Below are 13,359 nucleotides of genomic sequence, written 5' to 3' on the forward strand. Positions count from 1 at the left end.
GCTTGTACCTCCTGTTAATCCTATGGATTTAAAATGTCAACTAAATAAAGATTTGTCGTACCTTCACGGTCGGAAGTGAATAAGATTTTTTCATTATCCCAGCTGAAGGTTGGATGGCAATGTGTTTGCTGGGTATTCCAGCTTGTCATATGGGTACATAGCGTCTCAATGGAAGCTTCTTCTCTTTCAATGTTGATTAACACTAGGTCCTCTACTTCATCCCCAACCAATAAGGTATTTTCCCTATTACTGTGATAATGATTGCAGTAATAAGGCAAATCAACGGTCCGGAGAATGGTACCATTCTTGTCTGCCAGGCCAATAAAGGGAACTTGATCGGTTTCTACTTTTTCGACGGTAGCCTGGGTTTTATGTACTGTAATAGTTCCATCGTGGCCTTTTCGGCGATTGTCAAAAAATATCTTTCCATCTGTCGTCCAAAATTCATGACCGATACAATCATCTTCTCCTTGGCGGTAAACAGGCTGCACACTTCTGCTTGTGAGATCAATCAGCCACATCCTTTGGTGTACAAGGTTCCACGGCCCTTCATGACAAAACATCCCAACACTGCTGTCTGTCGGACAAAACTGAAAATGCCCCAGCCAATGGGTATCTTCAAAGACATCGATTACCTTTGAGCCATCGAGGCTTATGAGGGTAATCCAGCCCTTTTTTGTAGCAAACATCGTTTCTTTGAACCCTTTGTAGTTAGCTCCCCGAGGAATAGGAACCCGTTCATTCCTGGCCAAACCGATATACTTTTTATCTGGTGAAATATGTGGATGGCCGAGGTGAACATCGTTTCTCTCTTCATAAATAACTTGGATTTCCGATGTTCTTGTATTTAGTTTTTTTATCACCTTTCCCGTAACATAAACAACTAACTCGCTGTCCGGTGTTTTCGTGTGGCTGCCGGGCTCAATCCCATCTATTTCATCCGTTAATTGAACAATGAGCCCTGAATTCAAATCCATTTTAAATAGATTATAGATTCTCGGAGTCTTGGAAGAACGGTCAGAAAGGAAGTAAATCTCCTCGTCTCCTAGCGTGAAAGAATTATCTGTAAAATAAAAATGATAATTGTTAGAGCCATCAGATGTTAGCTGCAAAACAGTCTTGCCAGTCTTCTCATCTACGTATTCTTTGATTTCAGAGGGAAACTCTTTACCTATCAACCTATTCACCACCTTAGAAGAGGTAAAGCCGTCTCGAAAGTAAGTTTCTAGACGGCTTTATTTTTATTGTTTATTTCTTGAAATGCTCATCATATTTCTTCTGAGCATCTTCAATTGCTTTTGCCCACTCATTTAAGAATTCTTCTACTGTCATTTTTCCGCTCATTACAGCCTGTGTTCCAGGGTCCACGACAGTATCAAGAATCGATCTGTACTCAGGAAGATAGAACGGCGGCTCGTAAAGGATTGTTTCCTTGTCATCATAGACTTTAAATGCTGTTTGAATATGTGGAGAATCTTTTACCCAAGATTCACTTAAGACATCAGAGTTGGTAGGAATCTGTCCAACCTGTTGATTCCAGTAAGATTGGCTTTCTTTTGAGTTCAGGAATGCTGCCAGTTTCCATGCTGCATCAGGGTGCTTGGTTGTTTTAAAGACACTGATTCCGATTGTGTTACCACCTTCTGCCACATACTTGCCATCAGCAGTTTTTGGAAGTGGAATCGCTTGGAACTGGTCTGGCTGTAATGCCTCTTTATGCTCACCAAAAGAACCAATGTTATGCTGAACCATAGCAACAGCACCTGTATCGAAGCCAGCAATCATTTCCTTATAACCGTTGGTAATATCACTTTGCGGAGTATTTTGCTTATAGAGTGCAAAATACTTTTTCAAGAATTCAACATGCTTTTTGTTGTTGATGGTACTTTTGCCATCCTTGATGTAGTCCTTTTCCCCAGAGTATGCATACATTAAACGTTGTAATTGGAATGATCCGCCAGCGCCGCCGCGGATAGTATAACCATAGCGGTTGTTTGCTTTGTCAGTTTGCTGCTGGGCTGCTGTGAAGAACTCATCCCAAGTCTCAGGAATTTTAGTTCCCTTTTCCTTAAACCAGTCAGGGCGCACCCATAAGATGTCAAGATTTTGGGTATAAGGAACCCCGTATAATTTGTGGTCGACAACGATTTCCTTGTTAAAAGCTACCGCGCCTTTATTAATCTTGCCTTTTTCATCCCATTTATCAAAATAAGAATCAAGTGGCAGCAATGCTTCACGGAGCGCAAATTCAGGAAGCCAGCTTGTTTGAACACTGCCCACGTCAGGTGTGTCTTCTGCAGCAATCGATGCATCGTACTTTGCTTTGGCAGAATCCTTTGGCAGCCCGACATATTCCACGTCAATGTTAGGGTTTTTCTCTTCAAATCGTTTAATTAACTCTTCCCAGATTGGTGTACGCTGCGGCCCGGCATTTTCATCCCAGAACGTTAACGTAACTTTTTCATTTGGATCTTCTTTCTTTTCCTTTGTATTGGCTTCTTTACTGCTGCCGGAGTCGGAACTGCAGCCTGCTAACAGTAACGATGCAGCCATTGAAGTAGCGGCAACCGTTTTGAAAAACTTTGTGTACACAAAAATCCCCCTTAACATATTGTTATATAATTTTAATATTAAACCCTAGATTAGCCTTTGACAGCCCCACCCATGCCATTGACCAAATGCTTTTGCGCATAGGCGAACAAAATGACTGCCGGAATTAAAGCGATTACACTTCCAGCTGCTAAAGCACCATAGTTGATATTGAATTCACCCATCATGTAACTGAGGCCGACTGGCAGCGTGAACTTGCCCTGCTGGTTTGTCAGCATTAAAGCAATCAAGAATTCATTCCATGTGTAAATGAAGGTAAACACACTTGTGGCAACAATCCCAGGAACCAACAGTGGGAAGATGACATAGCGGATGGCCTGCAGCTTATTGCATCCGTCAACCATTGCTGCTTCCTCAAGCTCTCGTGGGACATTTGAAATAAAACCATTCATTAATACAGTCGTAAATGGAATTTCAACCGCCGCATAGGTAATTATTAAGGAAAGCGGGTTACTGATTAAGCCTAAAAATTTAAAGATAATAAACAGCGGGATAATGAGCATGGACCTTGGAATAAACTGCGTGCATAGAAGCATCAGCAGAAATGCCCGTTTTCCCTTGAATTTGTATCTACTTAATGCATAACCAGATAGTGTTGATAGAATTAAGACAATAAAAACTGTGCAAACACCTACTAGTAAACTATTTTTAAAGTAAGTGGAAAAACCAACATTTGTCCAGGCTGTCACAAAGTTATCGATGGTCGGGGACGCTGGTACATATCCAAGCGGGCGTTTGATGATATCTCCTTCATGCTTAAAAGCTGTATTGATGGTCCAGTATAACGGAAAGAGAGTAAAGATGAGCATCACCAGAAGCGGGAGATTGAATGTTAGCAGCCGGTCAACTCTTTTCTTTGTTTTGATCATTAGTTACCCTCCCTATCATATCTTGTAATGCGTAAATAAATGATGGCAAAGACTAGCAATATAGCAAAGACTACAACAGTTAGCGCCGATCCATAGCCAAAATTCGATCCGTGTACTGCCTGTTCTGCAATGTACATCGTCAAGGTGGTGGTACTGTGTGCCGGACCTCCCCCTGTCAGGTTGAATAGAAGGTCCACGTTATTAAATTCCCAAATTACACGAAGTAAAGTTGTCAAGACAATAGTATTTTTCAATGACGGCAATGTCACATATAAGAACGTTTTCACCCTATTAGCACCATCTACCTTTGCCGCCTCATACAGTTCTTCCGGAATACTTTGAAGTGAAGCGAGTAAAGTAATGGCAAAGAAAGGAATCCCTCTCCACAACTCTGCAATAACGACCGATATAAAGGCACTAGTGCTACCAGCCAGCCATGCTTTGCTTTCACTGATAATGCCTAATCTCATAAAAAGATCATTGATGACACCCATATGCTCGTTAAACATGAGAGACCACATGACAGAGGCTAACACACCCGAGATTGCCCACGGAATAAAGGCAGCTGATCTTACCATTCCTCTAAATTTAAATTTTTGATTGAGAAGAAGTGCTGCTGTTAAGCCAAAGATTAGCTGTAAGCCTACCTCTGAAACCACCCATTTTAAAGTGGTGAGCAAACTTGGAAAAAATAATTTATCCTCGGTAAAAATCTTCTTGAAATTGTCTAGCCCAGCAAAAGCGTTATAGAACGGTGCTGAGATATCATAGTGCTGAAGACTATAGTAAAATACTGTCCCGATAGGATAGAACAAAAATGTTACAATCATTAATGTAGAGGGGAGTATAAACAAATAAGGAATCCATTTATCTATTTTGAATTTTTTCAATGGTTTCTTTTTCTCTGTAGAAACAGCTGGTACTTCCAACTCTTGCCTTAGGTTCATTGTATGGATCCTCCTTTCTTGTATTTTATTGTAATCGAAACCGCTTACATGAAGAATTCAATATCTTTAGGAGATTGTTAGATATTTTTAGATGTTTATAGTTTTTTAGAATTCGTTTTCTTTTAGAAATACAGCAAAGATGGAAATTCTTTTATCAAAGGTCAATCAAAAAGGCAGCTCCAATTAGCTGCCTTTTCATCACTATTTATTGTTTCTTGTTAAGACCCGGCGGCATTTGTTTAACATGGATAGCAAGCTTGGCCTCCAATCCATGGTACGTAACGGAAACATTCGTCTTGCCTTTCTCATTTGCTTGAAGATGACCAGTTCTGTCCACTTCTGCAATGGAGTTATTTCCACTAGTAAACTGAGCACCGGAAGATAATGTTTTTTCAGAGCCATCAAAGAATGTGGCTTTGACTACAAGGTTCGCTGACTCGCCTTCTCTTAGAGTGGCAGGTCCTACTACCCTAATCGACACAGGATCTGCTGGAAGTGCCCCGACGAACCCTTTATCAACTCCTGCTTTATTTAGCAAACTATCAGGAGCTATCCGAAGAAAATTGCCATACACAATATTGCCATCGAAGTCTCTATCAAACTTTTCTGGAATATTGAGGCTGACAAAGTCTTTTTCAGTTACAGTGGTTCCCTCGCTGTTTGCTGTTTTTACCCCATCATAGAAGAAGTTCGTCAGATCACAATTACCGGAAATAAAATCTTTAACAGCACCGGAAGCAGTTCGGACCGAAAGGTTGTTTTTAAAAGTGCCCTGCTCTTGTGCAGTGAAGTATGGATTGATTCTGAACACATAGTTAAAGCGTTTATTGTTGAAGGCAGTATTGTTCTCGACAATCATCTTGCCCGGATTAAAATTGTCGGTAAATCCGTCCATGTTATTGTCAAAGGATATATTATTTCGGACAATATGATCCACCGGCAAGCCTTCCCCGCCAAGCTTAAACCCATTGCCGGCATTGCCATCTTTATTGTAGCCATTGCTCAGTTTACCGTTTGAATAGGCAATGTTTCCTTCCAGTGTTATCGGCATATTGGCGCCTTCATTCGTGCGGTTGTATAAATCCCAGCCATCATCAATATTGTGATGGGCGATGTTTCCTCTAAAGACATTTCCAACCCCAACACCCAGTTTGGCCGCAAATCCATCTGCATTTTCATCAGAAAGGTCGCGATTATCATGCGATTCGCAGTTTAAAATCAAATTGTACTTAGGCCAGAAATCAGGATTGGACCCGCTGCCGCTGATTTGCAGGCCGGTATCTCCGTTATAGTTGAACAGCATTTGCTCGACCACGTTGTGGTCAGCGCTGACTCTCATTCCACTTGATACAGCCTTCGTAATCTGGATACCAAACAAGCGCCAGTAATCTCCATTTAACTGCAGGACGCTGCCAAGTTTCCCTTGTCCGTCGATCACGACTTTTTCACCATTGTAGGCCATTAATGTTTTGATTTTATCTTTGCTGCCGCTATATTCCTTCTTAATGTTAATGATCGAAGCAGGAGTATAGGTTCCTTCGCGCATATAAATGGTTTCACCAGGGATGACGAATTTGATCGCAGTTTCTAAATCTACTGGGTCATCTATTGTCCCTTTAGCCAAACTAGTTCCGTTTGGCGATACATACAGACCGGCTCCGTTTGTGTATATTTTCTTCGTTACTGTGATGTTTTTGGTGATTGGTGATGTTGAAGGTCCTTCACTTGGAGTATAGGTAACAGTAAAATCAGTGGTGTCTTGGTCCAAAGTTGTATTATACGAATAGACCTCGTCTTTTTGAACTTCAGCAGCACTTACTATTTCTTTACCGGCTTTTTTAATTGTTACGGTACCTTTATAATTTGCCATTGCTTTAAAGTCATAATGTTCTGAACCAGACTCAAGTGCAGAAACGATATTAATAGCTGGATTGGCGGGTACAGGTTCAGCAGGAGGTGTAGGCACAGTATGGGCCTCACTCAGAGTCAACTTTGCATTCTGAATGGTCATTTTAGCATTTCTGGCCGCATAAAAACCAACATACATGTTATCCTTATCCATCACTTGGACAAAGTCTGCGCCTTTTACTCTTTGTTCAAATGTTTTTTGCTCAGCCAAATGGGTAAAAGTAGCAGACATGATAAATTCAGTGTCCGTCCTCTCCAGCCTTACCTTTACAGGTGTTCCATTGGGGAGTTTATACTGTGAATCCGTTGTAAAAGGAGAGGCTTTTAATTGGCTTCCGAGATTCCCCCATGGATAAACGACACCTGTCCTGTAAATAGGGGCTACACCATTCCGCATCATACCGACTCCAAAAATATTGGAGGCAGCAGGAACCTCTTCATAGCCAAGGATCATCGGGTCTTGGCGCGGTGCACCGATCGTGTCCCTCACCATAATTCCGGCACTTTCTTGACCATTGGGTCCAGCCCCTGTCTCAGGTCCAAATTGCTCAATAGTCATGTCCGCTTCCAGGACAAAGTTATCAAGGTTAGGATTAAGCTTTGTAAAATAGTAGGTCAGCCCATCGTGTCCTGGCGCTAACTTGCCTCCCCTGCTCTCCAAGGTAATTTTGCCCTCAATCGTGCCCGGTTTTTCCGGCGCTGCATAGTTTGTTCCTATCTTTTCAGGCAGCACATTCGCGGCAAAGTTTAAATCGGTCGATTGTCCAAAGGTTACGCTTTGCCATACTAGATTCTCTTTGTTGGAAGCCTGCTGTTCAGTTCCTGTTTCTTCCGCAAACGCGGCCGGAATACTGCTGCAAACCATAAGTAAGGTAAGACCAATACTCCGGAATTTTGATAGTGCGGTCAATATGTTCACTCCCTTTTTACTATTTAATAGTCTTATAGAATACCACCTAAAGAAGATGTGTCTTGCCTACCCATTTGGCTAGGCATGAAAAGATAATTGTCTAAACATTGGCAACATCCTTAAATACAAAAAGCGGGTCGCTTGTAAGAGCATTTTTGGATTTGCATCCGGTTATTTCTACATCCTTACCGTTTTCCACATAGAAAGCTGGTCCTTCATGATTGCTGACTGTTACCCTGTGGAACCGAATATTCGAAACATTGCAGCAATAAAAACCCCTTTGTTTCATTGGCTCGAGTTCCGCCATCATCGCTGGCATTCCTGGTTCAGCTTCTTCAGCCATTGAAACAGAAACATTATCAAACGTAATATCTTCTAGATACATTTCAGCGAGACCATAAAGGAAACCAGCTGCGGCACTTACGTCACGGGCTGTAATATTGGAAAAATGAATTCTTCTAAACACCGGTGTTTCCTTTGTAATCGGGTAAGGATTTTTATCCCATACATATTTCTCCTCGCCGCGTGGACCCCAGAAGTAATATAGATTGGCAATGAAAGGACAGATTACCCCCTTCATGACAATATTGTTGATTCGAACATCCTCAATCACTCCGCCCCGGCCCCTTCTTGACTTCAGACGGATCCCGCGGTCTGTTCCCTCAAATATACAATTGCTTACTGTGACATTCCGGATATCTCCACTCATCTCACTGCCAAATACGATACCGCCATGGCCATGAATCATCGTACAATTGGTAATGGTAATATTCTCACAAGGTACCCGCTCCGCTGTTTCCTCTGTACCTGCCTTTATGGCAATACAATCATCGCCAACGTCAATATGGCAATCAGAAATACGGACGTTTCGGCAGGATTCCGGATTAATCCCATCCGTATTAGGAGAGTCGCTTGGATTTTGAATCCGAATATTGTGGATGGTGACATCTTCACAGCAAAGTGGATGAACGGTCCAGCTTGGAGAGTTCATCAGTTTCACTCCAGAAATCAGGACATTTTTACAATGGTCGAAGCCAATCAGTTTCGGCCTTGGGAATTGATTTTCCTTTTTCCGAAACAGGCTCCACCAAAAATGTCCGCTGCCATCCAACGTGCCACGACCGGTTACCGAAATATTTTCACTATTTTCAGCATAAATACAAGAGGTGTAGACTTGCCTCGATACACCTTCCCAGCGGGAATCGACGACTGGGTAATCTGTTTCATCAGGGCTGAACACTAAAATGGAGCCTGCCTCTAAATATAGATGAACATTGCTTCTTAAAATGACTACTCCCGTCAAGAATCGTCCAGCGGGCACATAAACAGTCCCGCCGCCCGCTTTTGCACATGCTTCAATTGCCAATGAAATTGCTGTGGTATTAATCGTTTTTCCATCGCTGATCGCGCCATATTGTTTGATATCATAAATACTTGATGTCCCAATGGTAAACATTTTTTTCCTTCCTTTACATAAGTTGCAGTCGTATCGTATCTATCCTGGTGCATTTTATTTAAAGATGTTCTCATAAACATTGGATTCGGGCACCCATACCCTTTATTAGTTACCTTGCCGGCGGCTTTTCCTTGAGTTCGGGCATCCATTCCCTTTATTGGTTACCTTGCCGGCGGCTTTTCCTTGGGTTCGGGCATCCATTCCCTTTATTGGTTACCTTGCCGACGAGTTTTCCTTGGCTTCAGGCATTCATACCCTTTATTGGTTACCCTACCGGCGGGTTTCCCTTGGGTTCGGGCATCCATACCCTTTATTGGTTACCTTAACGGCGGGTTTTCTTTGGGTTCGGGCATCCATACTCTTTATTGGTTACCCTACCGGCGGGATTTCCTTGGGTTTGGGCACTCATTCCCTTTATTGGTTACCTAGCCAACGGGTTTTCCTTGGGTTCAGGCACCCATCCCCTTTATTGGTTACCTTGCCGGCTGTTTTTTCCTTAGGCCGGGCACCCATACCCCTTATTGGTTACCCTCCGGCGGCTTTTCCTTGAGTTTGGGCATCCATACCCTTTATTAGTTACCGTTTGAAAAATCCCCCCAGGCGTTCGGTTGTACATATCAGTAAATTATCAAAAAGTACCTATTTTAAAATGTGATTACGCAGAGGCACTAAATGAGATTCCTTGATGCCCTCAAGGACAAGCTCGGCTATCTGTTCTGCACCAGCCTCTTGAAAATGTGTATTATCCTGCACACCATTTGGATAGTTCACATTTTCGCCTGGATCTAGCAATAGAAAAATATCCTTAGTCCCTTCTGGCCCAAGCTCCTGGAATAACGCCTTGCTTTTAGCAGTAAGGTCAATAACAGGTACATTTTCTTCCTGACCAAGCTCCTTCATCGCAGCAGGGTATTCACCATGGGAATCACGGGCCATCCCGTCTGCCGTAAAACTACGGCGCTCTACTGGAGTCACAAGGACGGGTTTAGCTCCTTTTGCCCTAGCACCATCAATGTACTGCTTTAAGTAGCTTTTATAAGTGGTATACGGTTCTGTATAACGAGTCGGATCCTCCATCTTCTCGTCGTTATGTCCAAATTGAATGAAAAGGTAATCCCCCTTTTCAATTTGATTTAAGATGGAATCGAGTCTCCCTTCATCGATAAAGCTTTTTGAGCTTCTCCCTGAGGAGGCCTCATTTTTGACGACAATTTTATCATCGAAAAATCGATTAAACACCTGTCCCCAGCCAGCCCTTGGCGCTAACGAATCGGCATAGTTAGAAACTGTTGAATCGCCCGCGAGATAAACAGTGATCCGGTTCTTGTGGATGTTACCATCACTAGCAGCTTTAGATGGGTAATTTTCCATAAAAGTACTACCTACTAATAAAAACAAGATTACCAATAACATCCTTTCTTTTAGTTTTTTTCTCATAAAACCCCTCCACGAATTCAAGTTTGGTAGAAACAGGGCATAATTTAGAAAAATTACACCCTGTTCTTTTCTCTGCGAGCATATTATTTTTGTTTCGCCTGCTCACTAATAGCTTTACCAGGCACTAAATGAGCCGATGCACTTGGTCCAAACCCGCTCCAGCGATATCCAAAAACTTTTTCAAGGCCGTTAGGAATCACATCAGAGAGTCTTTCCCTTTTTGAATACTTGATTCCTTTTCCAACAGCTTCCACCTTAAATGTATACTTTTTGCCTTGTTTTAGGCCCGTAACGGTATAATGGGTTTCAGCTGTTGTCAATTCCGCATTAATTGGTGTAAATACAGCTCCTTCTGACTTAATTGGCTGCCCGTTTACATAAACGCGGTACCCGATCACATCTTGATTCTTTGCAGTAGCCTTGTTCCAGGAAAGTGAAACGCTGGTACCATCCGTTCCAATCTCGGCTTTTAACCCACCGGCAAATGATGGAGCACCAATTGCGTACGGAACAGCGGTTTCAACTTCCAAAGAGGATCCGTATTTTGATTTATTACCTGCAAGGTCGACAGCCTCTACCTCCACCAAATATTTTGTACCTGGCTGAAGATTGGTTAAGGTATAATTGCTGGATTCCGCAAACCCATGCAGTTCCCCATTTGCATAAACATTATAGCCGGCGATGCCGGTATCATCACTCGCAGATTCCCAATCTAGTGATGCCCAGGTGAATCCTGGGTAAACCACTTCTGCTGCTTTGCCACTAAAGGTTTCGCTAGCTGAAATAGTGGTTTGCTGCTCTTTGATCTGAGTGTTCTCAGGAACCACCGGCGCTGTCACATCTGCTGTTCCATTAGTCTTCACGGCAATTTCTGGACCATCAGAAGTACGATTTCCTATTGCATCGGCAGCTTCTACTTTAAAGGTATACTCCTTAGCTGGCGTTAAACCGGACACAGTGTAGCTTGAGTCTTTGGTGGTGGTGTAATTTGTGCCGATTTTCTTTCCATCTTTAAAGATGGTGTAGCCTGTGACCCTAGTATTGTCGGAGGCTCCGTCCCAATTCAGAGTAACGCTCTTCCCATCCTCTGACGATACTGCTTCTACAGCTTTGCTATTAGACCATTCTGGTCTTTGAGCAGCATCTTCTGGTGCCCCTGTAGTATTTTCAAAGACAAGTCCCGTTGAATTTGTAATTCTCCATGGGTTGCCGCCATTATCCTTGACGTTTGTAAAAGATACATTTTTAAAAGTAAAATCTTTTGCGTAATCCATTTTAACGGAATAAACATTGTCAAATTTAACATTTTCAAAGGTAATATTTTCGTGATAGACTTCCCCTACATCATTATTACCTTGGACAAGGATTGCCTGTTTCTTACTGCCGCCTTGATTACGCACTGTCGTATTCTCGACCTTAATATCCTTAAATTGAGAAATTTGCTGGGCCGGCTCGTACAGAATAGCTGCATTCGGATCATCATAGGAGGAAGTAAAAACAAACGGACCATCCCCGTCAATGCCTTCTAAAGCATTATCTCTGAACAGGATTTCTCTTGCTCCGCCCCCCATTGGCGTGTTTGTCTTGGCGCGCAAGCCGACATCTGTTTTATACATGATATTATCTTCTACTAAAAAGTCCTGGAACCAGCCTCCAGTATGGCTTCCAGTTACCACTCCGCCATGACCTTCACGGATATAATTGTTAAAAATCCAAGCCTCTCCAGTTGGCTCTTCTCCTGCGGCTGCCTGTCCCATGCCTGCTGCAAAGTTTATTGCGTCATCTCCGGTATCTACAAAGTTGTTGAAAACCATGATGTGTTGCGAATCACCAAACTCAAAGCCGTCGGCATTATTGGCATCGTATGTTTTAGCCGTTGTCCCATTTACCACGATATTTTTACTGTGAAGATTCACAATTCCATGGAAGGACGGGTTGAGCTGGGTGAATCCCTCGTAGTACATGCCGTCGACACCACGTACAGTAATCAGGTTGGAACGAGTAGAATAGGCAGATTTTGCATTCATTCCGTCTACTTGAGCTGCATACGTTTGGTTTGCTGCCAAAATCCCAAATGCTTCATCATGATTTAACGGGCTCATTTTTCCATTTTTTACTGAAACATTCCCTGTAACTTTAGTGTTGCTCCCTGCCATTAAAAGGGGAAGCTCATTTCCTGCTTCGTCGATTGTTGGAGAACTAGGGTCCTGCTTCCACCCGTTCCCATCAATCGTTCCTTTGCCGACAATCCGGATATTCTTTAGGCTTCCGTAATCATACGTATGAGCATTAATTAAGGAATAAGATCGTTCATCCGTTGAGTAGTCGTAAAGCCAGAAATTTCGGCTGTAGTCTTCAGCGTCGGGTGAACCAAGCAAATACCCATCAACCTGTAGTGTCACATCAGATTTTAGCCAAATTTCTCCGGAGATAAATTTCCCGTCCGGAATTAATACTTTCGCTCCAGGTGTTGCTGCATCAATTGCAGCCTGGATCGCTTTAGTATCCTTTGTTTCGTCATTCGGCGTCGCCCCGAAATCAACAATATTAAAAACCTCCGGTACAGGAGTAGTTTTTCCCGTAATTTTGTTGGAAGGAGCAGATTCGTCACCCTCCGCATTGACGGATGTCACATAAAATTCATGCGATTTGTTTGGTTTAAGATTTTCAACGGTGAAATTATGAATCAGAATATCTACGTGGAAACCGTCCTTATCGATATTCTTATAGAAATTATCGATATAGGCTTTTGCAGGGCCGCCATTATCTTTTTGGGCGCTGCCAATTTTCTTGCCATCCATATAAACGTTGAAATCTACGATAGAGCTGTAATCCTCTGGTTTTTCCCACACAAGGGTGATACTGTCCTCGTCATTAGCAAGGTTTGGGACTTGTAGGTTTACAGGCGATGCAGGTGCACTTCCGGAAGATGGTTTTCCGGCATGTGCTGCTGCACCTAGCTGGCTGAATACTAGTAACGATCCTAGAATGGTAGAGATACCTACTTTAAATCTCTTCAACTATGTTTCCACCTTTCATATGATTTTTGTGAAACAACTTTTTCTCCCTCCTTCCCCCCTTTTTCCTTTTAACATGCTAACCATTATAATTGAAACCGCTTTCTAAGATAATCAAATATTTTTAGATTTTTCTAAAATTTCTTTATGAATTTGTGTTTTTTTCAGTGTCCTCTTTGCCCAATGCCTTCTAAATTTCAAAAAT

The 13,359-nt window shown here is 42.5% G+C and carries 8 protein-coding genes; all 8 read right to left on the minus strand.

Annotation, left to right across the window (positions count from 1 at the left end):
* Window positions 1-20: 20 nt before the first annotated feature.
* On the minus strand, window positions 21-1,178 hold the full coding sequence (locus KHA99_RS04175; RefSeq protein ID WP_213116153.1) for an oligogalacturonate lyase family protein: 1,158 nt from the start codon (window positions 1,176-1,178) through the stop codon (window positions 21-23).
* Window positions 1,179-1,248: 70 nt separating this feature from the next.
* Window positions 1,249-2,592, minus strand: coding sequence for an ABC transporter substrate-binding protein (locus KHA99_RS04180; protein ID WP_284037635.1), 1,344 nt, complete (start codon window positions 2,590-2,592; stop codon window positions 1,249-1,251).
* Between the two features lie 50 nt (window positions 2,593-2,642).
* Window positions 2,643-3,479, minus strand: a complete 837-nt coding sequence (locus KHA99_RS04185) for a carbohydrate ABC transporter permease (RefSeq protein WP_213116155.1) — start codon at window positions 3,477-3,479, stop codon at window positions 2,643-2,645.
* Window positions 3,479-4,426 (minus strand): carbohydrate ABC transporter permease, encoded by a 948-nt coding sequence (locus KHA99_RS04190; protein ID WP_213116156.1) that lies wholly within the window; start codon window positions 4,424-4,426, stop codon window positions 3,479-3,481. The genes KHA99_RS04185 and KHA99_RS04190 overlap by 1 nt, the downstream gene beginning before the upstream one ends.
* Window positions 4,427-4,631: 205 nt before the next feature.
* Entirely contained in the window at window positions 4,632-7,244 is a 2,613-nt protein-coding gene (locus KHA99_RS04195; protein WP_213116157.1) for a right-handed parallel beta-helix repeat-containing protein, read from the minus strand.
* Between the two features lie 100 nt (window positions 7,245-7,344).
* Window positions 7,345-8,700, minus strand: a complete 1,356-nt coding sequence (locus tag KHA99_RS04200) for a glycoside hydrolase family 28 protein (RefSeq protein WP_213116158.1) — start codon at window positions 8,698-8,700, stop codon at window positions 7,345-7,347.
* Between the two features lie 639 nt (window positions 8,701-9,339).
* Complete coding sequence (locus KHA99_RS04205; protein WP_249366520.1) at window positions 9,340-10,071, minus strand: rhamnogalacturonan acetylesterase; 732 nt, start codon at window positions 10,069-10,071, stop codon at window positions 9,340-9,342.
* Between the two features lie 149 nt (window positions 10,072-10,220).
* On the minus strand, window positions 10,221-13,157 hold the full coding sequence (locus KHA99_RS04210; RefSeq protein ID WP_213116159.1) for a fibronectin type III domain-containing protein: 2,937 nt from the start codon (window positions 13,155-13,157) through the stop codon (window positions 10,221-10,223).
* Window positions 13,158-13,359 lie beyond the last annotated feature (202 nt).

Source organism: Neobacillus rhizophilus (genome assembly GCF_018343535.1).
In the GTDB taxonomy this organism is placed as follows: Bacteria; Bacillota; Bacilli; order Bacillales; family Cytobacillaceae; genus Neobacillus; species Neobacillus rhizophilus.